Source organism: Salinicoccus jeotgali (assembly GCF_039538805.1).
GTDB classification, from domain to species: domain Bacteria; phylum Bacillota; class Bacilli; order Staphylococcales; family Salinicoccaceae; genus Salinicoccus; species Salinicoccus jeotgali.
The window spans coordinates 1-23,331 of record NZ_BAABCK010000058.1; the positions used below are offsets into that span (position 1 = coordinate 1).

26 protein-coding genes are annotated in these 23,331 nt (G+C 43.3%); 19 read left to right on the forward strand and 7 right to left on the reverse strand.

What is annotated here, in order from left to right; all coding sequences use genetic code 11:
- Positions 1-495 precede the first annotated feature (495 nt).
- From aldA to ABD734_RS08495, 5 genes are all read left to right on the forward strand, one after another.
- Positions 496-1,947 (forward strand): aldehyde dehydrogenase, encoded by a 1,452-nt coding sequence (aldA, locus tag ABD734_RS08475; RefSeq protein WP_344703315.1) that lies wholly within the window; start codon positions 496-498, stop codon positions 1,945-1,947.
- Between the two features lie 58 nt (positions 1,948-2,005).
- Positions 2,006-2,917: a cation diffusion facilitator family transporter gene (locus ABD734_RS08480; RefSeq protein ID WP_344703317.1), complete on the forward strand. Its 912-nt coding sequence runs from the start codon at positions 2,006-2,008 to the stop codon at positions 2,915-2,917.
- A gap of 206 nt (positions 2,918-3,123) precedes the next feature.
- A complete protein-coding gene (desA, locus tag ABD734_RS08485) occupies positions 3,124-4,143 on the forward strand; it encodes a Delta(5) desaturase DesA (protein WP_344703318.1) in 1,020 nt (339 codons plus the stop codon).
- 83 nt (positions 4,144-4,226) lie between these two features.
- Entirely contained in the window at positions 4,227-5,357 is a 1,131-nt protein-coding gene (locus ABD734_RS08490; protein WP_344703319.1) for a sensor histidine kinase, read from the forward strand.
- Positions 5,354-5,953 carry a response regulator gene (locus ABD734_RS08495; RefSeq protein ID WP_344703320.1) on the forward strand — a complete coding sequence of 200 codons (600 nt, stop codon included), beginning with the start codon at positions 5,354-5,356 and terminating at the stop codon, positions 5,951-5,953. Before ABD734_RS08490 ends, ABD734_RS08495 begins: the two co-directional genes overlap by 4 nt.
- 11 nt (positions 5,954-5,964) lie before the next feature.
- Here the strand turns inward: ABD734_RS08495 and ABD734_RS08500 are convergent, their stop codons facing one another.
- Positions 5,965-6,447: a metal-dependent hydrolase gene (locus ABD734_RS08500; RefSeq protein ID WP_344703323.1), complete on the reverse strand. Its 483-nt coding sequence runs from the start codon at positions 6,445-6,447 to the stop codon at positions 5,965-5,967.
- A gap of 286 nt (positions 6,448-6,733) precedes the next feature.
- Here ABD734_RS08500 and ABD734_RS08505 point away from each other — a divergent pair, with 286 nt between their 5' ends.
- The gene (locus tag ABD734_RS08505) at positions 6,734-6,928 is read left to right on the forward strand and encodes a YwbE family protein (protein WP_344703326.1); all 195 of its coding nucleotides are present in this window, start codon (positions 6,734-6,736) and stop codon (positions 6,926-6,928) included.
- A gap of 36 nt (positions 6,929-6,964) precedes the next feature.
- Here ABD734_RS08505 and ABD734_RS08510 read toward each other — a convergent pair whose 3' ends face one another.
- Positions 6,965-8,425 (reverse strand): MDR family MFS transporter, encoded by a 1,461-nt coding sequence (locus ABD734_RS08510; RefSeq protein ID WP_344703329.1) that lies wholly within the window; start codon positions 8,423-8,425, stop codon positions 6,965-6,967.
- A 117-nt stretch (positions 8,426-8,542) separates the two neighbouring features.
- Here ABD734_RS08510 and ABD734_RS08515 point away from each other — a divergent pair, with 117 nt between their 5' ends.
- Together ABD734_RS08515 and ABD734_RS08520 are read left to right on the forward strand one after the other, a co-directional pair.
- Positions 8,543-8,713 carry a hypothetical protein gene (locus tag ABD734_RS08515; protein ID WP_344703331.1) on the forward strand — a complete coding sequence of 57 codons (171 nt, stop codon included), beginning with the start codon at positions 8,543-8,545 and terminating at the stop codon, positions 8,711-8,713.
- Between the two features lie 80 nt (positions 8,714-8,793).
- Positions 8,794-9,780, forward strand: a complete 987-nt coding sequence (locus tag ABD734_RS08520) for an acrylyl-CoA reductase family protein (RefSeq protein ID WP_344703333.1) — start codon at positions 8,794-8,796, stop codon at positions 9,778-9,780.
- A gap of 49 nt (positions 9,781-9,829) precedes the next feature.
- Here ABD734_RS08520 and trhO read toward each other — a convergent pair whose 3' ends face one another.
- Entirely contained in the window at positions 9,830-10,786 is a 957-nt protein-coding gene (trhO, locus tag ABD734_RS08525) for an oxygen-dependent tRNA uridine(34) hydroxylase TrhO (protein WP_344703335.1), read from the reverse strand.
- A 259-nt stretch (positions 10,787-11,045) separates the two neighbouring features.
- On the opposite strand from trhO, the gene queC reads away from it, so the two are divergent.
- The 4 genes from queC (at position 11,046) to queF (ending at position 13,405) form a co-directional block, all read left to right on the forward strand.
- Positions 11,046-11,699: a 7-cyano-7-deazaguanine synthase QueC gene (gene queC, locus ABD734_RS08530; protein ID WP_425568394.1), complete on the forward strand. Its 654-nt coding sequence runs from the start codon at positions 11,046-11,048 to the stop codon at positions 11,697-11,699.
- Position 11,700: 1 nt separating this feature from the next.
- The gene (gene queD, locus ABD734_RS08535; RefSeq protein ID WP_344703339.1) at positions 11,701-12,117 is read left to right on the forward strand and encodes a 6-carboxytetrahydropterin synthase QueD; all 417 of its coding nucleotides are present in this window, start codon (positions 11,701-11,703) and stop codon (positions 12,115-12,117) included.
- The gene (queE, locus tag ABD734_RS08540; protein WP_344703341.1) at positions 12,114-12,833 is read left to right on the forward strand and encodes a 7-carboxy-7-deazaguanine synthase QueE; all 720 of its coding nucleotides are present in this window, start codon (positions 12,114-12,116) and stop codon (positions 12,831-12,833) included. The genes queD and queE overlap by 4 nt, the downstream gene beginning before the upstream one ends.
- An 83-nt stretch (positions 12,834-12,916) precedes the next feature.
- Complete coding sequence (queF, locus tag ABD734_RS08545; RefSeq protein WP_344703343.1) at positions 12,917-13,405, forward strand: preQ(1) synthase; 489 nt, start codon at positions 12,917-12,919, stop codon at positions 13,403-13,405.
- Between the two features lie 30 nt (positions 13,406-13,435).
- Here queF and ABD734_RS08550 read toward each other — a convergent pair whose 3' ends face one another.
- Positions 13,436-13,720, reverse strand: a complete 285-nt coding sequence (locus ABD734_RS08550; RefSeq protein WP_344703345.1) for a hypothetical protein — start codon at positions 13,718-13,720, stop codon at positions 13,436-13,438.
- A gap of 109 nt (positions 13,721-13,829) precedes the next feature.
- On the opposite strand from ABD734_RS08550, the gene ABD734_RS08555 reads away from it, so the two are divergent.
- From ABD734_RS08555 to ABD734_RS08570, 4 genes are all read left to right on the forward strand, one after another.
- The gene (locus tag ABD734_RS08555; RefSeq protein ID WP_344703347.1) at positions 13,830-14,330 is read left to right on the forward strand and encodes a GNAT family N-acetyltransferase; all 501 of its coding nucleotides are present in this window, start codon (positions 13,830-13,832) and stop codon (positions 14,328-14,330) included.
- Between the two features lie 88 nt (positions 14,331-14,418).
- A complete protein-coding gene (locus ABD734_RS08560) occupies positions 14,419-15,603 on the forward strand; it encodes a dicarboxylate/amino acid:cation symporter (protein WP_344703349.1) in 1,185 nt (394 codons plus the stop codon).
- A gap of 234 nt (positions 15,604-15,837) precedes the next feature.
- Complete coding sequence (locus tag ABD734_RS08565; protein WP_344703351.1) at positions 15,838-16,974, forward strand: MFS transporter; 1,137 nt, start codon at positions 15,838-15,840, stop codon at positions 16,972-16,974.
- Between the two features lie 42 nt (positions 16,975-17,016).
- Positions 17,017-17,928: a Rossmann-fold NAD(P)-binding domain-containing protein gene (locus ABD734_RS08570; RefSeq protein WP_344703353.1), complete on the forward strand. Its 912-nt coding sequence runs from the start codon at positions 17,017-17,019 to the stop codon at positions 17,926-17,928.
- Positions 17,929-18,027: 99 nt separating this feature from the next.
- On the opposite strand, the gene ABD734_RS08575 is transcribed toward ABD734_RS08570, so the two are convergent.
- The 3 genes from ABD734_RS08575 to ABD734_RS08585 all read right to left on the reverse strand — a co-directional run bounded on the left by ABD734_RS08575 (position 18,028) and on the right by ABD734_RS08585 (position 20,768).
- The gene (locus ABD734_RS08575) at positions 18,028-18,957 is read right to left on the reverse strand and encodes an IS3 family transposase (protein WP_344703364.1); all 930 of its coding nucleotides are present in this window, start codon (positions 18,955-18,957) and stop codon (positions 18,028-18,030) included.
- Positions 18,915-19,586 (reverse strand): helix-turn-helix domain-containing protein, encoded by a 672-nt coding sequence (locus ABD734_RS08580; protein ID WP_344703355.1) that lies wholly within the window; start codon positions 19,584-19,586, stop codon positions 18,915-18,917. Before ABD734_RS08580 ends, ABD734_RS08575 begins: the two co-directional genes overlap by 43 nt.
- Before the next feature lie 87 nt (positions 19,587-19,673).
- Positions 19,674-20,768: a LysM peptidoglycan-binding domain-containing protein gene (locus tag ABD734_RS08585; protein WP_344703357.1), complete on the reverse strand. Its 1,095-nt coding sequence runs from the start codon at positions 20,766-20,768 to the stop codon at positions 19,674-19,676.
- A 238-nt stretch (positions 20,769-21,006) separates the two neighbouring features.
- Between ABD734_RS08585 and ABD734_RS08590 the strand changes: the two genes are divergently transcribed.
- Genes ABD734_RS08590 through ABD734_RS08600 form a run of 3 tightly spaced genes read left to right on the forward strand, consistent with a single transcriptional unit; the run spans position 21,007 to position 23,185 of the window.
- The gene (locus ABD734_RS08590) at positions 21,007-21,621 is read left to right on the forward strand and encodes a Bax inhibitor-1/YccA family protein (RefSeq protein WP_344703359.1); all 615 of its coding nucleotides are present in this window, start codon (positions 21,007-21,009) and stop codon (positions 21,619-21,621) included.
- Between the two features lie 53 nt (positions 21,622-21,674).
- Entirely contained in the window at positions 21,675-22,394 is a 720-nt protein-coding gene (locus ABD734_RS08595) for a YebC/PmpR family DNA-binding transcriptional regulator (protein ID WP_344703361.1), read from the forward strand.
- Positions 22,395-22,411: 17 nt separating this feature from the next.
- Entirely contained in the window at positions 22,412-23,185 is a 774-nt protein-coding gene (locus ABD734_RS08600; RefSeq protein ID WP_344703362.1) for an SDR family NAD(P)-dependent oxidoreductase, read from the forward strand.
- Positions 23,186-23,331 lie beyond the last annotated feature (146 nt).

Below are 23,331 nucleotides of genomic sequence, written 5' to 3' on the forward strand. Positions count from 1 at the left end.
CAAGGGATTGAGTCCGCTGGAATTCAGGGCATTGGCGGCATAGAAAAACGCCTGAGAATCTCCATTCTCAGGCGGGAAACATTTATATTATTTCATCTGTCAACTTGGTAGGGTTCAGATCAGATCCCGGAAGTCTTTTTTCATATATCGAGCTTTTATCAATCGAATCAAAACATTCGACGTTTAGACACAGTCCGGTCCCACTGTTAGAATGGTTTTAGAAGTTTGTCTGTAGCCATTGAACTGGAGAAAGATGAGTGAGGACAAATGGAGTTCAGATGAGGAGGTTAGTTTCATGAAAGCAATCAAGCTATTGATGGCCGCCGGCATGACACTCATGCTGTTGACCGCATGTGGTACAGGAGATGACGAAGAAGAATTCAATAAACAGCAGACCATCAATGACTATTGACGATAGACATGCCAACTATTAGAAAAGTTTAAGACATTCCAGTTAAGGGAAGATGGTTATAAACATTTCTAGGAGGCGTTGTTGTGCAGGAACATAAATTGTATATTAACGGACAATACGTCGAATCATCCGGTAATGAATGGCTCGACATCATTAATCCGGCAACAGAAGAAAAGATTTCTAAAACACCAAAAGGTACTGAAAAAGATGTGGATAAAGCTGTAGAAGCGGCATTCAATGCCCAGAAACAGTGGGAAATGACTCCAAACATTGAACGCGGTAAAATTGTACGCAGGCTAGGCGATGAGATCGAAAAAAACAGGGACAGATTTATCGATATTCTTCAAGAAGAGCAAGGTAAAGATTATGAGTTGGCAAGCGGAGAAGTAGACCTTGCCATAGACTATTTCCGATATATGTCTGAATGGGCGAGAAGGATTGAAGGGGAAATCGTTCCAAGTGACCGCCCCAATGAGAACATCTTCATCTATAAAAAGCCGATAGGCGTCGTGGCGGGCATCATACCATGGAACTTCCCGATTTTCATTTTGGCAAGAAAAGTCGCTACTGCTCTTGTAACCGGTTGTACAATCGTAGTGAAACCAAGTCAGCATACACCTAATACAACAATGGAATTTACAAAGCTTGTACATGAAATGGAAGATATACCAAGTGGTGTATATAATGTTGTGACAGGCGTCGGCTCTGAAATAGGCAATGCATTGGCTACTCACGAGAAGGTCCATATGGTGACCATGACAGGAAGCATTCCAGGTGGTGCAAAAGTGATGGAAGCTGCTGCGCAGAATATCACAAAAGTCAATTTAGAGTTAGGTGGAAAGGCACCAGCAATCGTGACGAAAAATGCAGATTTAGACCTTGCAGCAGAAAATATAGCAGCATCACGACTTGCGAACAATGGCCAGGCATGTACAAACGCAGAGAGGGCTTATGTACATGAAAGTGTAGCCGCTGAGTTGACTGAAAAACTAAGAAAAATATTCGAATCTAAGAAAATCGGTGATCCGCGTACAGACAAAGAAATCTCAGTTGGACCTTTGGTTAACCAGGAGCGCCTCGAAACTGTAGATGAAATGGTGCAGGAAGCAATCAAAAGCGGGGCTGAAGTGGTCACAGGAGGCGAGCCTGCAGAGACGGATGAAGGGTTCTTTTATAAACCGACCATATTGACTAACGTCACCCACCAGTCAAATATAATGAGCGATGAAATATTCGGTCCAGTGATTCCCATCTCTACGTTCAATACACTGGATGAAGCGATTGAAAAAGCCAATGATACAGTATATGGCCTTTCGTCTTCAGTCTATACAGAGGATTTGAATGAGGCTATGCGTGTAGTCAACGAAATGAAATTTGGCGAAACTTTTGTTAACCGTGAAAACTTTGAAGCGGTGCAGGGTTATCATGCAGGAATGCGTCAGTCGGGCCTTGGAGGTGCGGACGGCAAGCATGGAATGGAAGATTTTCTGGTGACTCAAGCAGTCTATATGCAATACAAAACGGATGATAACTAGTTAATTGGAGGGGCCATGGATTAGATATCCATGGGCTCTTTTTAAAGGAGGCGCGCTGATGGCGCACGATCATACCCATAACGCCAATAAAAAAGTGCTCCAGATTAGCTTCTTCATCATTGCAGGATTTATGATTGTAGAAGCAATTGGAGGGTTTTTGACAAATAGTCTTGCCCTGCTATCTGACGCAGGTCATATGCTGAGTGATGCCATTTCCTTAGGTGTAGCAGTGCTGGCATTCAGATTTGGCAGTAAATCGGCAGATTACAGTAAAACCTATGGCTACAAGCGTTTTGAAATACTTGCAGCCATTTTCAATGGGGTAACACTTATCCTCGTTTCTTTATATATATTCTTTGAAGCCTACCAGCGTTTTACAGATCCGCCGGAAGTAGCTTCAACGGGTATGCTCATAGTCGCCATCATTGGCTTATTGGTCAATTTGGTCGTAGCTTGGTTGATGATGAGGGGCGGTGATACTGAGGGGAACCTTAATATCAGAGCCGCATTCATGCATGTGATGGGAGACCTCCTCGGTTCAATCGGAGCAATCATAGCTGCACTCCTGATCATGTTCTTCGGATGGGGGGTTGCAGACCCCTTGGCAAGTGTGATTGTCGCAGTGCTGATTCTCTTCAGTGGCTGGAAAGTAACGAGATCATCGATACATGTACTGATGGAGGGCACACCGGTTGATATAGATGTCGTTGACATCATTAAAATCCTGAGAGAAGATGATAGGGTCTTAAATCTCCATGATCTTCATGTGTGGAGTATCACAAGCGGCCAGCATGCCCTATCCTGTCACGTGATAGTAGATGGAAAAAAAACTATAGCGGAGAGCCAGTTACTGCTTGATGATCTGGAAAAAAGGCTGATAGATGAAGGGATAGGACATGTTACGATACAAGTTGAAAGTACGGACAACCCACATGATGAAAATATATTGTGTAGAGCACTAGAGGAATAAGGTCATGCATGGATCTAAGGGAGATGGAGCATAGCAAAAATTGTTATGCTCCATTTTTATATGCTTCCGCAAAAAAGCTTCCCAATGAAGAAAGTTATAAAACAATGACAAATGTCATATATTTTTGCTGACACCTGATTCTATTTATATGGTTGTTCCCATTATAAAATGAATTTAACTAGAATAATGGGAAAGAAGGTATACGGATGACTAAAGAAAAACAAGCTCAACTCAGAAAAGCGGTTATGCCTTATGCAAAATCACAGACAAAGACTAGTATAATCCAGATCCTCAATACAATCGTGCCATTTTTTGTATTGTGGTTCCTAGCCTATCAATCATTAAGCATTTCTTTCTGGCTCAGCCTTCTATTCAGCTTGGGAACAGCTGGATTTATGATCAGAACATTTATCATATTCCATGATTGTGCACACCAATCTTTCTTTAAGAGTAAGAAATGGAACAGTATATTGGGCACGTTCACCGGTGTAATCACACATTTTGCTTATGAAAAATGGAAACGTGAACATTCCATTCACCATGCAACCAGTGGGAACCTTGATAAGCGTGGTATTGGTGATATCTGGGTCATGACCGTTGAAGAATATAAGGAAGCAAGCAAAAGTGAGCGTCTCAAGTATCGCCTCTACCGTAATCCGCTTGTCATGTTCGGGCTTGGCCCATTATCACTGTTCCTCTATGCGAACCGCTTCAACCGTAAGGGAGCAAAGAAGAAAGAGCGTATGAACACGTATCTCATCAATGTTTCCCTATTGGCCATTTACACGTTGATTGGTTTTACTTTGGGCTGGCACGTCCTTCTGCTTGTCCAACTTCCAATCATCTATTTTGCAGGTGCACTGGGCATTTGGCTCTTCTATGTCCAACACCAGTTTGAAGATTCATACTTTGAAAATGAATCCGAATGGGATTATGTTAAAGCAGCAGTCGATGGCAGCTCGTATTATAAACTGCCACGTTGGTTGGAGTGGATGACGGGCAGCATCGGCTATCACCACGTCCATCACCTCGCTCCTAGGGTGCCGAACTATCATCTCGAGCAAGCACATGAAAGTACACCGCCTCTACACCAGGCGACAACCATCACATTGAAGTCCAGCCTTGAATCGATCCGGTTCCGCCTGTATGATGAAAAAAATAAGACTTTTGTCGGCTTCCGCGAAATCGAAGAGAGATTAAAGCAGAACCGCACGAGCCTCCAGTAGAAACCAATCCCCCACCATGGGGGATTTTTTAATATATAATGCCGATAAAACTGTTACACTTGAATAAAATGAGGGGGATCAGCATGCGTGACTGGTATCATATATTTCCAAGAAATACAGGGCTCAGTCTATATATATGGATTATTTTGTGCATACTCCCATTTTATTTTATATTCCGTTCGAACTTATTGGCGGAAATAGTGTTTGGTATTGTCATGACATTGCTTTTCTTTACGATATATTGGCTGACATTCAACACCAAGGGTCCGCTTGTATACATTGGGCTCAGTATAGAAATACTCATCAATATTGTCATGACGATTTTATATGGATATGTATATTTCGCACTTTTTATCGCGTTTTTTGTAGGCAATATAAAAAGTAAGGCGGGCTTCGTCTCAATGTATGTCATTCATCTCGTAACGACAGCAGGAGCCATAGTGACAGGTTTTTTCTATAACTATAGCCTTCTTTTCAGCCATCTGCCATTCTTGATTATGACAGTGCTTGCAGTCACACTCATTCCTATCAATCAATATAATAGGCTCAAACAAGAAGAGTTGGAGTCTCAGTTGGAAGATGCAAATCTCAAGATAGCTGAACTAGCAATCGTCGAAGAACGTCATAGAATTGCCCGAGACCTCCATGATACACTTGGTCAAAAATTATCCATGATCGGATTGAAGAGTGAACTGGCCCATAAGTTAATGGCAAGGGACCAGGAAGCTGCCAAGGAGGAGTTGGCAGATATTCAAGTGGCATCCAGGCAAGCATTGAAGGAAGTGCGTGAGATGATCAGCAATATGAAGAATGTCGCACTGTCGGAAGAGGTCACCCACGTCAAAGAACTCATGGATGCTGCGCAGATCAGTTATGACATCAATATTGATGGAGAACTTGATCACATTCCCTTACTGGTGGAGAATGTGCTGAGCATGTGCCTGAAAGAAGCGGTCACAAACGTTGTCAAACATAGCCGCGCGCACTTTTGTGCAATAGAGATCATTGAGACCAACAAAGATATTTTCCTCAAAGTCATGGACAATGGGGAGGGTAAAGAAGAAAATTTCGAAGCAGGCCACGGGATCAGTGGTATGCGTGAACGTTTGGGCTTTGTAAACGGTGATCTCCAGATAATCAATAACATGGATGGATTTGAAATCAATATTACGGTACCGAAGATATTGAAACAGATTGAGGAGGAACAAGCGTGATCCGGATTGTAATTGCTGAAGATCAAAATCTATTGAGGGGTGCGCTTAGCGCATTACTGGATTTGGAAGATGATGTAGAAGTAGTGGGGCAAGCAGAAAACGGCAAGGAAATATTGGGCCTAGTTGAACGGGAAAGGCCGGATATCTGTTTGATGGACATTGAAATGCCTGTCATGACAGGACTCGATGCTGCAGAACAGCTTCAGGAAGCAGATTGTAAAGTCATTATACTTACTACGTTTGCCCGGCCAGGCTACTTTGAAAGGGCTAAGAAGGCGGAGGTAAGCGGCTACTTGTTGAAGGACAGCTCCAGTGAGACTCTGGCACAATCAATAAGGCAGATTATGAAAGGGAAAAAGGTATATTCTCCTGAACTTATTGATATAGCTTTCGAAGCTTCCAATCCGTTGACTGACAGAGAAAAGGAGATCATCCAACGTCTCAGAGAAGGAAAAAGCACCAAAGTGATCGCTAAGGAATTATATCTCTCGAATGGGACGGTCAGAAACTATATATCAATCATATTGGATAAGATGGGTACAAAAAATCGTATTGAAGCAATATCGAAAGCACATGATAAGGGATGGCTCAAGTAGAATGGAACAACCTATAGATAAAACCATGCTATATATTTAAATATGTAGTACCAGCACACGAGGGTGAGTATACTGAGGAAAAACTTCTCGATCCGCCCACCTGTCTTTACAGTGATGGGAAAGCGGATTATGATTGGCAACGGGAAGAACAAACGAATGCCATTATGGGTGGCCATATCAAGAAGGTAATGGCTGATCATTCCAGCAAGAAGACCGTATTTTATAAGATCGCCCGAGAAAATCTGATCAGTGATGAGTGATATCAGAACAAGGAATAGCAGGCTATGTGTGACAGTCCGATGCCCGAACAGCAGATTGATGAGTTTTGATAGGAATGGGAACTGGCGGCCAATCTTACTCCCGCTATGGCATATGTCCGGCAATAACGCGCCCACTATACCTGCTGTGGCTATGATGAAAGGGTTCTCGCTGATGCCATAAGATACTGCAAGACTTGCTGCGATGCCCCCGACTAAGTGTGTTTTTCCAGTCATTGCTGTTCCCTCCTAAAATGCAGTCAGATGAATATTATAATACAATTTGGTATTATTTTCCCGACAATCACAGAAAAATTTAATGTATTCTCTACGTACCAACGCAAAGTAAGATTATTTCATGGGTTTGAAGGGAATATGGTGATGAACTGTGCAATAATAGCTGAGCTCATCAAGAACGTATGTAGGGGTATAAAAATGCAGAAGCAGTAATCACTGACTAGCTCCTGTAGAAATATGAGTATAATAGAGGACAGACGAAACAATAGAAAAGGAGCATTATAATATGGATGGAACAAATAGAGTAGATATCAATATAGGCAGCACAGTTAAAGTGGTGCAGAAACATCATCAGAAGTCTGGACAATTGACTGAGGGAAAAGTAGCGAGGATTTTGACCAATTCTCCAAACCACCACCATGGTATTAAAGTAAAGCTTGAAGATGGGACTGTAGGTAGGGTCAAAGAAATCGAATCGTAAAAATAAGCGCCTGTAAAGGCGCTTATTTTTATAGAGTCATATATGATCAAAATCATCAGGGGATCCCCGGTAGACGCGGAGTGCAAGGAATACGGCGACAAGTGAGAAAAGGAAGGCGATGAAATAAACGAGTTCTACTCCGGCAACCATCGCCTGGTCAATAATCTCAGGGTCATCAGGTCGTTCTGAAGCATTGAGGTAGGCAGCTTGTCTGGCATTCAATATACTGATGAATACAGATACTCCAATGGCGCCGGCCAGCGGCTGCAATGTTGAGATGACAGCTGTACCATGAGGGTATAAATCCTTAGGCAATTGGTTCAGACCATTTGTCTCGACTGGCATCATGATTGCAGAAACCGACACCATCAGCAGAATGAAACTGACGATGATCGTCCAGATTGAACTGTCCACATCCAGTCGACTCATCGTGAACATTGTCACAGCGAGTATGATGGATGCAGGTATCATCAACGGCCGGGGGCCGAACTTATCGAACAGACTACCCATGAATGGGGATAGGGCACCATTCAACAGGCTGCCTGGCAGCAGTAACACTCCTGCAGTCGCTGCACTTAGCGCAAGCGGGCCCTGCATGTAGATCGGAAGTATAATTTCTGACGCAAACATCGTCATGATGATGATCAGGAACATGAAAGCAGCTTGACGGAACATGGGATATTTGAAGACTCTCAGATCCATGATCGGATCATCCAATTTGAACTGGCGCCATGCGAAGAGGGCGATTCCGAGAAAACCGATCAATATGGTCCCGACCACTTCAGGGTTCAAAAATCCGGCTTCACTCTGTCCAGCGGAACTGAAGCCATAGATCGTCGCTCCGAACCCGACTGTAGAGAAAAGGATGGAAAGCAAATCAATTTTAGGCTTTGTGACTTCTGAAACATTAATCAAGAAGAAATAAGCAAATGCTATTGAGAATAAAGTGAAGGGTATAACGGAGATGAACAAGAATCTCCAACCAAGGTATTCTACAATGATGCCTGATAGCGTCGGACCGATTGCGGGTGCAAACATGATTACGAGACCGATGATTCCCATAATTTTCCCTCTGCGATGGGGCGGATAGATGAGCAGGAATACATTGAAGAGTATCGGGATCAACATCCCGGTACCTATTGCCTGAATAAATCGTCCAAGTAGAAGGATGCTAAATACAGGTGCAGAAGCTGCTATCAGCGTTCCTACGGTGAATATGATCATAGTCCCCAAGAACAGTTGGCGGGTGGAGAACCACTGTATCACCAGTGCAGAGATTGGGATCACCACACCCATGACGAGCATGAAGCCTGTAGCCATCCATTGGACAGTGGGTAGAGTGATATTGAATTCTTCCATAAGGGTCGTAAACGCGATGTTAAGCAGCGTTTCATTTAGTATGGCAAAAAAAGCACCTATGATGAGCGACAGCATTATCGGGAGCGTTTTAACATCCGGGTTTTCAGAAAGGTATTCATAATTGGCGTCGTTCGTCATGGTCAGCCTCCTGATTATGTATTGGAACAAATTGCTTCAGTCTATGTTCACATTCCAATATAATATTATGTATATATGATATGTACAAGCAGATAGACTTACGTGGAGGAGATAAGTATGCGCTGTGGAACGAAATGTTTTATCGTCACTATAGAGATGGGCCAGCAGACATTTGTCGAAGAAGTTGGAGCAAGGAGTCAGACAGAAGCAAGAAAAATGACAAGGCGACACTATGGAAATGAAGCTAAAGTGAAAAGGATCATAAAAAAAGACGGGCTGATGAAATAACTATACATGACGCCGAAGTAAACGGGTATATATGTATTGGAACTTAAAAAAACTACACCGTCCAATAAGGAGGATTACATATGGAAAGATTCAAGGCACTTGTTGCAGATAAACAAGACGATAAAATGGAAATGAACATTAAAGAGTTAGGCATGGAAGATTTATCAGAAGGAGAAGTAGTCATCCGGGTAGCCTATTCAAGCGTCAACTATAAAGATGGTATGGTGGGTGTGACAGGCGCTATAGCTGAAACCTTCCCGATCATACCCGGCATAGATCTCGCAGGCACCGTTATCTCTTCAGAGGATGATCGATTCAAAGAAGGGGACGAAGTGATTGCGACAAGCTATTATATCGGCACACGCCACAGTGGTGGATTCAGTGAAGTTGCACGCATACCCGCTGATTGGGTGGTGCCGCTTCCTGAAGGATTGACTAAAAAAGAAGCAATGGAAATCGGGACTGCCGGTTTTACTGCAGCATTATCGATCCAGAGGCTTGAAGATAACGGGCTTGAACCAGGAGATGGTGAAGTACTGGTGGATGGTGCCAGTGGTGGTGTCGGTAGTATCGCCATCAATATGCTTGCAGGCAAAGGATATGACGTAGTTGCAAGTACAGGGCGTACAGAAGAAGCGGAATATTTGAAGTCTCTCGGTGCCCGGAAGGTCATCCATAGGGATGAGGTGACTGATACAGACGGAAAATCTACACGTAAAAGAAGATGGAGGGCGGCCATCGACCCAGTGGGGGGCAAAACGCTCCAGTATATATTAAGCAGTTTGGACTATGGTGGTTCTGTTGCGACATGTGGGCTTGCAGGAGGTGTCGAGGTTGAGACTACAGTACTCCCATTTATTTCCCGGGGAATAAACTGGCTAGGCATCGATTCGGTGAAGTACCCGATGGAAAAACGTTTAGAAGTGTGGGAAAGGTTGGCTGGTGACATGAAGCCAGCAGCTCTTGGCACACATATCGCGCATGAGGTGACGCTTGAAGAGTTGCCTGATACGTTGCGAGATATTTTAAATGGAAAAGTGAGAGGACGCGTCATAGTAAGATTATAGAAACAGTGCCCTCCATCCTGGTATAGGATGAAGGGCACTTTTCATTTATCTATTTGGCATAGGCTTCTTCTTCAAGCTTCTTGATTTGTGCTTCAACATACTCGGGTGAAAGGTCATTTTCTATAATATATCTATTTCTTGAGTGCTTACTGCATTCCAATGAACAGCCACCGAGATGTTTCGCCTCGTTTTCTTCCGATGCAAGAATCTGGTCGTTGCAATCCGGATTGGCACAGTTGATATAGCGCTCACAAGGCGTGCCGTCGAAATGGTCGCGCCCCACGATGTTATGCTCCACCTGGTTGACTGGAACTGTCAATCTTTCATCGAAGACATACATCATACCGTCCCAGTTTTGACCTTTTGCGACAGGATCTTTTCCGTAGGTAGCGATGCCTCCATGGAGTTGACCGACATCTTCAAAACCCTCACGTTTCAACCATCCAGAGAATTTCTCGCAGCGTATGCCCCCGGTGCAATATGTCAGTATGCGTTTGCCTTCAAGCATATCACGGTTTTCTCTTACCCAGTCAGGTAAGTCGCGGAATGTTTCAACTTCCGGACGTATGGCGCCGCGGAAATGACCAACATCATATTCGTAGGTATTCCTGGCGTCGAGCACGATTGTGTCCTCATCCTGCATCTGCTCAAGAAACTCTGCAGGTGCCACATATTCACCCGTCATCTCACGTGGATTGATATCATCTTCCAGACTCAGATTGACGAGCTCAGGTCTCGGGCGTACATGCATTTTCTTGAAGGCATGACCTTCTTCCTCATCAATTTTGAAGGTGATTCTTTCAAAGAGTGGGTGCTCCTTCATATATGCCATATACTTTTCAGTATCCTCCACTGTGCCGGACACAGTACCGTTGATGCCTTCTTGGGCTACAAGTATGCGGCCTTTAAGATCCATGCTTCTACATAGTTCAAGATGTTCTGAAGCGAATGCTTCCGGGTCCTCGATGTCAACATAATAGTAATACAGTAATACTTGATATTTCATTGTCTTTTCCACCTATCAATTATATTTGCAGGATATACCTGATAGTTGCATGAACTGTTCATGCAATACTTCATTATACCAATAACCCGCCTGATTTTAAAGTCTCCCTTATAAAAATGGATATTCATGAAAGTGGCAGTATGATAGGAGCAGAGAATTAACATCTTGGACATGATTCGATAGATTGGATAGTGGAAATTGCTTATAAAAATTGATAAAATCATATAATTGGATATTTAGTGATGAGAGGTAGATGGCTATGAATAGGAAAAAGGCACTTGTTGTTTTCTCGGGAGGTCAGGACAGTACAACTTGCATGTTTCATGCAATGGCCCATTACGATGAAGTAGAGTTAGTCACTTTCAATTATGGGCAACGTCACAGCAAAGAGATCGAAGTGGCAAAAAGTATAGCGGAGGAACAAGGGCTTAAACATCATATATTGGATATGTCATTGCTTGGCCAGTTGAGTCCTAATGCCTTGACGGCACATGATATGGAGATTACGAAAGAAGCAGACGAAGAGATGCCGAATACGTTCGTTCCAGCCAGGAACATGCTGTTTTTATCCTTCGCGACGGCGCTAGGTTATCAGATAGGCGCCGGTACAGTCATCACGGGTGTTTGTGAAACAGATTACAGCGGCTACCCTGACTGCCGGGATATTTTTGTAAAATCGATGAATGTAACGGCGAACCTGGCCATGGATAGCAACTTCGTCATAGAAACACCGCTCATGTGGCTCGATAAGAAGGAAACATGGGCTATGGCAGATGACTATGGCAAGTTGGAATATGTACGGGAAAAGACATTGACTTGCTACGAAGGGGTCATCGGCGATGGATGCGGAGAATGCCCAGCCTGCAGGCTTAGAAATGAAGGGTTAAATGCCTACTTGAACGAAAGGGATTGAGATGATGAACTACAATACTCCGATGCATGACTATACATTTGAACTAAATAAAGACTTCAATTTTTCTGCTGCCCACTATATTCCTGATGAGCGGGCAGGGAAATGCAGTAATGTGCATGGCCATACGTATCATGTGAATATTACAATTGCAGGAAACGAACTGGATGATCTGGGCTTTCTGGTTAATTTCGGGGAGCTCAAATCACTGATAAGTGGTGCATTTGATCACACGCTCCTTAATGACCATGAGCGTTTTAGGGATGTACCCCCAACTTCAGAAACGGTGGCTAAAACGATATATGAAATGGTGACGGAATATATATCCGGATTGAATAACAATCCGGTGTGTCTACAAGTTATTCTGAGGGAGACACCAACAAGTTATGTCGTATACCGCCCTAAAAAGGAGATGCGATGATGAAAGTCCCAGTACTGGAAATTTTTGGCCCGACATTCCAAGGGGAAGGTGCTGTAATCGGACAGAAGACCATGTTCGTCAGAACAGCAGGGTGTGACTACAGCTGCAGCTGGTGCGATTCGGCATTTACTTGGGACGGGTCTCAAAATGATCGTATTCGAATGATGACAGGAGAAGAAATTTTAGAAGAACTAGATGGCCTTGCGCCAAACAATTATAGCCACGTTACTATTTCCGGTGGGAACCCCGCTCTGCTGAAAAACATGGCCGGCTTTGTGGAACTTGCCAAAGAAAGAAATATTCAGATGGCTGTAGAAACACAAGGTACCGTTTTCCAGGAGTGGATGAAAGATATTGACGATGTCACCATCAGCCCAAAACCACCAAGTTCCGGCATGGTTACAGATTACGAAAAATTGGAGAAGGTAATGGCTGGGTTGAATGCTGGAGGCGCCTGCTATAATTTCAAAGTGGTGGTCTTTGATGAACAAGATTTTGAGTATGCTGCACATATTCACGAGAAATATCCTGACGTTGCATTCTACCTGCAAGTAGGCAACCCATTCCTTGGAGATAATGTTGCAGATCATACCAGCAAATTGCTCGAGCGTTATAACAATCTAGTAGATATGACTATGAAAGACCAGAGGATGAATGATGCCAAAGTACTTCCACAGCTGCACACATTACTTTGGAGCAATAAGCAGGGTGTATAACGAAATGGAGAGGTTCTTAGCGCTACCCTCTATAAAAAACTGAGGCATACAGCAGATGGCTGCATGCAAAAAGGAGTATTACAATGCATAATGAAAACACTAAAGATTTGAGCCTCTTGGGGAATCAGGAAGTGAAATACGACTTTGATTATAACCCTAAACTTTTGGAGACGTTCGATAACAAGTATCCCGACCGGGACTACTTTGTAAAATTCAATTGTCCTGAATTCACCACGCTTTGTCCCATCACGAATCAACCTGACTTTGCGACTGTCTATATCAGTTATATACCAGATGTGAGAATGGTTGAAAGCAAATCATTGAAATTGTACCTGTTCAGTTACAGGAACCACGGCGGCTTCCACGAGAGCAGCATGAATCTGATTATGGATGATCTTGTTGAACTTATGAATCCGAAATATATAGAAGTGTGGGGCAAGTTCACCCCGCGGGGAGGGATCTCGATCGATCCATACTGTAACTATGGCCGTGCAGGAACCAAGTATGAAGAGATGGCTGACTACCGCATGATGCACCACGATATGTACCCAGAAAAAATAGATAATCGATAAGAATAAAAAGCGCCCTGATGGGCGCTTTCTTTATTCAGATACAGTTTGATTGGTCTTGTTGAATGTAATGATTTTGTACAAATGATATATCGCCCCGTAAAGCACTAGCAAGGGTGTGATGATGAGCAATAGGAAAAATAGAGTGCCTCCAAATTCACGTAAGCCGAAATTCGAGAAAAACTCCTGTGTAGCAACATCCTCTAGCGGCGGATAGAATACAAAGATGTAGATTAAAGTAATGACTGCAAGTGTGAATATGTAGAAAATCATATTGGTGATATGGTAGGGCACGGTGTACTTATCGAATTTAAACATATTAAAAAACCCCTCTATATTCATTCTACAGATATTATACACTATAATAGAGCTATGTGGATATCAAAAATTGAAAATGATGAATTATGGAAAAATTAGGAGGTATAATATGATCAGACAAGCAGAAAAAAAAGATTTGACTCGGGTTATGGAGATCAAAGAAGCGGTGGTCCCCCTGATGGTTGCTGCAGGGAATACCCAGTGGAGCTCGGAGTACCCCAATGCCCAGCGGTTCAACAGAGATATAGAGTCAGGAACTTTGTATGTCTATGAATCGGACGAAGAGATAGCCGGGTTTGTGGTGGTGGATGATGAGCACCCTAAACCTTATGAAGAAATATCCTGGGAAGTGGAAGCTTCACAAGCGAAAGCAATGCATCGTATGGCAGTTGATCCCGGAGTGCAGGGACAGGGTATCGCGAGGAAGATGATGGAGGCGATAGCAGAGGTACTAGAGCAACAAGGTATCAAAGGCATTCATACAGACACTTCACTAGAAAATGAACGGATGCAGAAACAATTTGAGCGTAATGGCTATCATTACAGAGGTAAGCTCCATCTCGATGATAATATAGAGGACTGGTATATAGCCTATGAAAAAACATTTTAGCATTAGTGGATGCATTATATTGTTTTTTTAACTTGCTTAGATGGTGTAGTATATAGTGGGGAACAACAATTGAATAGGAGGAGTTATAGTGAAATTGTTATTGAAGCTGGTAACCGGCATCGTTGTCGGTATCGGTGTTGGCGCCCTATACTATGGGGTGGGTGAAGCAGGTGGTTTTGGAGCTTTTCTTGAATTCCTGGTCAGGTTGTTCATCACGATAAAGTCTATCCTTGGGAGCTTCATATTCTTCATGATCCCATTGATCATACTCTTTTTTATCGCAAATGGAATTTCAAAGATAGGAATAGGATCCGGAAAAGTTGTCGGGGTCACCTTGGGTACAGCATACATATCGACACTTGGTGCAGGACTTCTTGCCTATATGGTGGCAATGATGGTGATGCCGCGCATCACTAATGGCGGCAGTGTTCCAGAAGAAGCAACCGGACTCGAGCCCTTCTTTACATTCGAAATAGCACCATTGATGGATATACTTACAGCGCTTGTGTTGGCTTTCGCCTTCGGTATAGTCATTACTCTCACGCGCTCAGAAGTGATGGAGAAATGGTTTGAGGAAGGCAAGAATATCGTTGAGTTTCTGATCCAGAAAGTTGTCATCCCAATTCTACCGTTTTATATTGCTGGTGTGTTTGCAGAAATGGCTTCACAGGGGACGGTATTCAACACATTATCTGTATTTGGACTTGTACTGCTTGTGGCAGTCGCTCTTCACTGGATATGGATCACTATCCAATATACAATCGCCGGTGCACTACTCGGCAAGAATCCTTTCAGGATGATTAAAACGATGATGCCTGCATATTTCACTGCGCTCGGTACTATGAGCAGTGCAGCGACGATACCAGTTACCTTGCAGCAGACTAAAGAGAATGGTGTGCGGGGAAGGATAGCAGACTTTGTTATCCCGCTTTGTGCAAATATTCATCTCTCCGGCAGTACGATAACAATAGTTAGCTGTTCAATTGCAGTCATGTCAGTATTGCCTGAATATCAGCTGCCAGGTTTTCTCGCAATGCTCGGTACAATAATGCTCCTTGGAGTGATCATGATTGCGGCACCTGGTGTGCCTGGTGGCGCGATTATGGCAGCAAGTGGGGTACTGGTCACCAACCTTGGCTTTACAGAAGCGGCTGTTGCCTTCATGATTGCACTGTATATGGCGCAAGACAGCTTCGGTACAGCAGCGAATATTACAGGTGACGGAGCGGTTAGTGCCATTGTCGATGCCTACGAAAGAAAATTGAATAAATAGCGGAAAAAAATTCCACATGAATGATCGCCCTTCAAATGATCTACTTGAAAAAGTCGAGAATTTGGAGGGCTTTTCTGTAGTTAAAAAGAGAGTAAAATTAAAAGTTTACCGGCTTATATCGCTTGTACGGCCAGAATTGGATGATCTGTAACATTTACGAGTCATAGAACCCCCAAGCGACTGAAAATATGTTTATAATGGTAGTTATGATTATATGGATAAAGGATGCACTCTATGAATAAGTTTTTGTATTTCATCATCGTCATTTGCTTTTTGGATCTGTTCATTCAGCTGCCGATCATCACCCCATTCGCATTATCACTTGGTGCTGATGAATATACGGCAGGTATCATTGTAGCGATATATTCTTTGTTTAATATAGTGGGCAATATATTTGGCGGATTTTTCTCGGATAAATTCGGGAGAAAGAATATGCTACTTCTCGGAATGGGCTTGCAGATCTTCATTCTGTTATTGTATACCGTAGTGCCGACTGTAGGACTTCTCATTGTCATACGGGTTATACATGGTTTTTCGAGTGGTTTACTGACACCCGCTGCATTCAGCCTTGTAGCCGATATCTCCCGAAGATCAGCAATTGGTAAATCAATGGCGCTGACTGGAGTATCCATAGGGGTTGCTGCAGTACTCGGGCCGGCACTCGGTGGCATCATATCCAGCCAAGCCAGCTACCAGATGGTATATCTTGTCATGTCGGGTATATTCGTATTTGGTATTCTGCTGATTCTACTAACTGTTAATGAGAGCACAACAGTGAAGAGTCGTGAAGAGCACTATACTACGAACTTCGGTGAAATCATCATTAGGCCATCTCTGATAGTGGCTTATATCTCTGCATTTACCTTAATGGTTTCAAATGGCTCACTAGCGTTCGGCCTGCCGCTTAAAGTTGCTGAGGTTGGATTATCGGACCAATCAACAGGCGCGATGCTTAGTGTATTTGGCATCACGGCCATTATTATTTTTGCGAGTCCGCTCAATAGGATATACACAAACTATAGCCCGGTGGCACTTGTATCATTTGGGGTTCTAATCGTAGGCTTTTCCATGATGGTTCTTCATGTTGTCCCTACAGCTTTGATGATCTATCTTGTGATGATCCTCTATGGTATTGGCTTTAGCCTGATTTTCCCTTCGATGAATAAGATAATCGGACAGAATACGGAAATATATGAGCGGGGGAAAGCCAATGGCATATTCTATTCATTCTTTTCCCTGGGGTCTGTAGCAGGTGCCTATTTATCGGGAATCTTTGCCACGTATTTTACAACTCCTTTCCTTTTCATTGGAATGATACTCATCATATTGCTGAGTGGCATTCAGTATGCACATAAAAAAAGTGGCATTTAATATCTCCAGCTAAAGAATCATAAGGGCAAAGGGTGTGGTCATGTGAAAAATGTTTTACTGATGGGCATCAATGGCAGAATAGGAAAAAACCTTTATGAAGAATTGAAAGGAGAATTCAATCTTTTTGCGTTTTCAAGTCCGAATCAAATAAACAATGAGATGGATATCACTTTTTTGAAAAAAGATCTGTTTATCTTACCTGAAGTGGAAGAAGCACTGAAGGGAATCGATACGGTGCTCTTTTTCGAAGATCCTATAATGCGGTTGAACCGGCAGACACAAGGACGCTTCGAAGACTTTTATATTTTGATAGCCGACAATATCGCCAGAGCCGCGCAACTGCATGAAGTCAAACAGATAATATTCATAGCAGATGAGGTGAGTAGCCCTTATATCGTTGAAGTTTTGGGTGCCTTTGGCACAAAAGTGCAGGTCACCCGAACTCCAATTAAAAGATACGGCAAGACCCTCTCCTATAAAACAACTGATTACAACAGTGTGAGGAGTGTACAACGGGCGCGTATGCCCCGCGGCTGGAACATCAAAGATGTTGGGCAATATTATTTTGATTGGCTTGATAACATTCTTTATGGACTCATCAATATCAGTTATGAAGGACGCACGATTAACATGCAACTTCCGAAAAAGGCGCGGCCTATCCTGGTAATCGAATATGATGCACAAGGCAGCTATAACGGTTTGGAAATTTATAGGATAAAGGGTGGCAGCCTATCGAAAAGATTGATGAATAAAACGCCTAGGTTTGAATTCAGAGCATTGCCGGGCGGAGAAGATTTCCTTATGGCACTACATGATTTTGAACCCAAGCTCTCTTGGGGCATTTATCAAATTATACAGGCACCTCTATACACATTGATTAACCGCATATATCAAGTGGAGATGATCATAAATAACCAGGCGCCTGGATCACATAATCGTCCTAGTGTGGAATGATAAAAAAATGGGACGATCGATTGATCTGGTACCACTAAAGTTTACAGATGAATAAAATAATTTTTGCTGAGATTCTAATCGATTAGAATCTCAGTTTTTTTATGCGGCAATCTTGCGTAATTCGACAGGCGTAAGGCCGTAGAGTACCTCTTGCGGGCGTTCGTGATTGTAAAAATGGATGTAGACATCCAGATCATCTATGAGTTGCTGATACGTCCCATATCCAGTATCTTTCCGCACCAGATTGTACCGTTCCGATTTCAGTTTGCCAAAGAACGACTCCATCGGCCCGTTATCAATGCACTTGCCAACACGGGACATGCTTTGCGTCATGCCATGCGCCTTTAAAATCTTTCTGAAACCATATGATGTGAACTGGAAGCCGCGATCACTGTGGATCATGGGGGAGGCGCCTGGATTGGCTGCGAGCGCTGCCTTGAGTGTATCAAACACCAGCCGGTTATTATTACTGAGACCGAATCGGTAAGCGACGATACTGTTATCAAACAGATCGAGAATCGCACACATGAAGACCCGCCGGCCAGTCTTCAACTTGAACTCGGTCACATCGGTCAACCACTTTTCGTTCTTAAATTCCGAGATGAACTGTCGGCCCAGGCCATTCTTTGCCGTGAAGTCGCCGGATTTCATGGTGCGGACCATCTTCTTCTTCCGTGTGACGGACTGAATGCCCATCAGCCGCATGATGCGCAGGATACGGTTACGACTGTAGGCCGTGTTCAAATGACGGTTCACAAGGTGACGCATCATGCGATACCCCGGCACCCCCTGGTACTTGATGTAGAAGTCCGCGATGCATGCGGCAATTGTTTCGTTTTCAATTTCATTCTTCGTTTTTTGGCGCTTTTGGTACTGATAATACGCTTGGCGGCTGATGTTTGCGACTGCGCACAGTTCAGAGATGGAGTAGCCTGCGCTGTGCAGTTCTGTGATCGCTTCATGAATCCGTTGACCCCGAACCCGGCTTACTTGCGTCTCCTCTCGAGTTCTTCCAACTTTTTTAAGAATGCATTCTCCACTTCCACTTTTTTAAGCTTATTCCGTTCGATTTCCAGCTCACGCTTCAGTTTGTCGACTTCAGTCAACGCTGCTTCCGGTTTAGGGCGGCCCCGTCGGTCTTCGAGGCCATATTGCCCCGCTCTCTCGTACTTCTTCACATATTGATACGCTTGTTGATAGGAGACATCGAATCGTTCTGAGAGCTCACGGATACTGACATCATGGGTTGCGTGATACTGTGCGATTTCCAATCGTTCTTCATATGTCGGCTTTCTGCTTTTCGTCATAGAGCGCGCACCCCCAAAGGTCGATTTTAATCTTTTACCTTCAGTATACTCGATGACCCATTGTTTGACTGTAGTATCAGAAGCAATATCGTATTTCCTTGCGAGTGGGAGATACCCAATGCCCTGCTCTAAATACTCAAGGATGACTCTTTCTTTGAAATCGGTTGAATAGGTATGATGCCGTCTTCTGACTGCCAGTGACTCAGGCCCTTTCTCTTGATGCGTTAACACCCATCGATGAATGGTTGTTTTACTAACCTCAAATCGTCTGCTGGTCGTCTTCATATCACCATGTGTTAAATAATGCTCTATAATTGCCATCTTTTCTTTGAAACTGCGATGTCTGGCCATTAAAAAACCTCCTAAGCTACAGATTTTTTCTTTCATCTGTAAACTTAGGAGGTAGCACCTCAGATTAGTCGATCGTCCCATTTTTTATTAATGTATGAAGGTATGGCTGGATACTTGTGATGAACTGATCGTCCTGAAGTTTTTGACGCCTTTGCCACTACCGAAGTTCATTTCGGATACGAGTACGGAACCGTCTGCATTGATGCGTTCCACTACGGCCACATGGCCAAAGCTCCATGCATAGTTTGTCCATGCTTCTGTTTGCATGATCGCGCCGACTGAAGGAGAATTGTTGACGCTATATCCTTCGCTTCTTGCCCCGTTGTCCCAGTCATAGGCATTCCCCCAATTGTTTCCAACAGGTTTTCCGAGCTGTTTGCGGCGTTCAAAGACATACCATGTGCAATCGCCCCAGTAATAGTAGTTCGTACCGTATGAGGTGCCTGAAGGAGCAGGCGCTGACACTTTATCAGTGACTGATGTGTTGTCATTGGAATCCGGCTCACTTACAGAGCTTGAGCTTCCGCTGACACTCAACTTTTGTCCAACATAGATGACAGTTGAAGACAAATTGTTCAAGTTCATGATTTTTCTGTATGTAGTACCATGTTTATTGGCGATTTTACTTAGCGTATCACCAGATTTTACAGTGTATGTACCGGTAGACCTTGTACTCGAGTCTGAGCTTGATGTTGAGTTGGAGTTGGAAGTGTTGGAACTGCTCGAGTTGCTGGAGTTGCTAGAAGATTTCGAACTTCCATCTACACTCAGTTTCTGACCCGGATAAATGATATGTGAAGAAATATTATTATTTTTCATCAATGTACGGTAATTCATGCCATGTGCAGATGCAATCTTGCTAAGCGTATCGCCAGGCTTTACAGTGTATGATCCGCTGGATGAAGTGGTTGTACTTGTTGATGAACTTGATGAAGAGTTTGAACTTGAACTTGAAGAGTTGCTTGAGCTACTCTCTACAGTGAGCTTTTGGTTAATGTAGATCATGTCTGAAGATAAGCTATTCCAAGATTTGAGTTGACCCACTGACACATTATTCTGGTTGGCGATCTTCCAAAGCGTATCTCCGCCTTGTACTGTATAGGACGATGCTTCGACCTGATCTGCGAGACCGTATGTAGATAGTGCAGCTGTAGCTGTAAGGGCTGTGATGACTTTTTTCATGAATGTGTTGACCTCCTGAGGTATGTAGTGATTGTATGTTATGTAATTATTCTTCATACTCCGCTGTCCGTTATTACAAATCATATATTAACAAATTAACAGAATGAATAGTCGAATGTAATATAACTGTAATATAAACTCAATAACATTAATATATTCAGAATATTCCCGTAATAATAAAAGGGTAATTTCACCATTAAAGGGTATATGAATCGTGTTGGTTTGGAGGGATGACAGTATGGCAAGAAAACAAGATAATCGAATGGTCTGGCTGTATTTTCTCTATTATTGGGTAATTTTTGGAATTGGTGCGTACTTTGGACAGTATTTGCCGGAGGAATGGCGACCAACGGCATCAGCGGTCGTTTTTGGAATCTTGATGATCTCGTTATTCGTCCGAGGTTTCAACCGCAGTGGGCCAGTCATAAGCCACTTGTATGCAGTTCTTATAGGACTTGTGTCATATGGGGTATTTGAAAATTTCATCAATGACTTTGGAAACGGTACATTCTACCGGATCATCTTGTTGGGGATAATTGTATTCATCTTCTTTGGTATTATAGGTTACTTTTTTCTTAGGGATGTTACGCATTGGGGAAAGTATTTATTTATCGCATTGCTGGTTGTAATAGGGACAACACTGGTTAACTTCTTTATTGATTTACCCTACTTGACGTTGTCGCTCACGATCGTGGGGCTGGTGTTATATCTACTCTACACAATCTACGATTTCAACAGGATGAAGAACGGTAAATACAGCCCAAGGGAAATGGGATTCAATCTGTTCATCAACCTGCTCATCATCATAAAAAGGCTTCTTAGGCTGTACCGGTATATTAACAATAGAAAATAAATGGTATAGAATGAGATATAGAATATAAAATTTTTAATGAAGGAAGATGAAGTATGGGGCGTAAATGGAATAACATCAAAGAGAAAAAAGCTCAGAAAGATAAGGATACCAGCCGCGTCAATGCTAAATTCGGGCGAGAAATATATGTGGCTGCAAAAAAAGGTGAACCTGATCCTGAGAGTAACCAAGCGCTGAAAGCTGTCCTCGATCGTGCCAAAACATACTCCGTACCAAAGCACATCGTAGATAAGGCGATTGATAAGGCAAAAGGCAATGATGAAGAAGCATTTGATGAACTCCGCTATGAAGGCTTTGGACCAGAAGGTACAATGATCATAGTCGATGCGCTTACAAATAATGTGAACCGTACAGCTTCCGATGTCCGTGCAGCATTTGGAAAAAATGGTGGGAACATGGGGGTAAGTGGTGCAGTCAGTTATATGTTCGAAGCGAAATCGGTCTTCGTCTTTGAAGGGTTCGACCCGGAAAGCATAATGATGGAGATGATGGAGAGGGATCTCGATGTAGAGGACGTGCGGGAAGAGAACGGCTTCACGGTTGTATATGGACCACCCCAAGCTTTCCATGATTTGAAGGAATCACTAGATGGCATGGGGGTTGAAGATTATGAAGTGGCAGAACAGACGATGATTGCACAAAACGAAGTATCATTGGAAGAAACTTCAAAGGAACAATTTGAGACATTGATCGAAGCACTGGATGAACTGGAAGATGTGTCTAACATCTATCACAATGTTGACTTAAGCAAATAAATGGAGGGGAAAGCAGAATGAATTTTGGCTATGAAGGCAAAGTCGCTATAATCACAGGGAGTAGTCAGGGAATAGGACGAAAAACTGCCGAACAGATGGCTCGACTTGGAGCAAAAGTCATGCTTGTTGCTCGAGGTGAGGATCGACTTCAGGAAGCTAAAAAGGAGATTTCACAATTTGGAGAAGTGGATTACATTGTTGCCGATGTGAAAGAAAATGACTCAGCAGAACGGATCATCGAAGAAACAGTCAAACGCTATGGACGGTTGGATGTATTGGTCAATAATGCAGGAGGGTCATTTGCGAAACCATTTGAAGAAGTGGCAATCTCAGACTGGGAAGATGATTTAGACTTGAAACTGCTGGCAGCTGTGAGAATGTCTAAAGCTGCTCTCCCTCATCTGAAGGAGCAGGGTGGAGCAATCCTCAATCTGACGGCTGTCCTTGGTAAAACACCACCACCATCTTCATTGCCGACGACTGTTTCGCGTGCCGCGGGGATGGCTATGACAAAGGCAATGAGTAAAGACCTCGGAAAATATGGCATTCGGGTCAATACAGTGTGCATTGGCCTCATAAGGAGTGCGCAAATAGAAAAGAAATGGCAAAATGAAGCACCTGAACTGACTTGGGAGGAATATTCAAAACTCGATCGCCATAATATTCCACTAGGCAGAATAGGAGAGACCGAGGAAGCAGCGAATGTCATTACATTCCTTTGCTCCGATCTTGCGTCCTACATCAGTGGGGACGCTGTCAATATAGACGGTGGCTCAGGCCATGCCTTATAGAATAATTACGCCTACGGGCGTTTTTCTTACGATTAGTCAATAGATTACAAGCATATATTCCATATTTTTCATCCCTATCCAGCGGGGCGCCCCGCTGGATAGGGATGTCGGCATGCCAAATAGGCCCTGCTTTTTCAGTTTTTTCG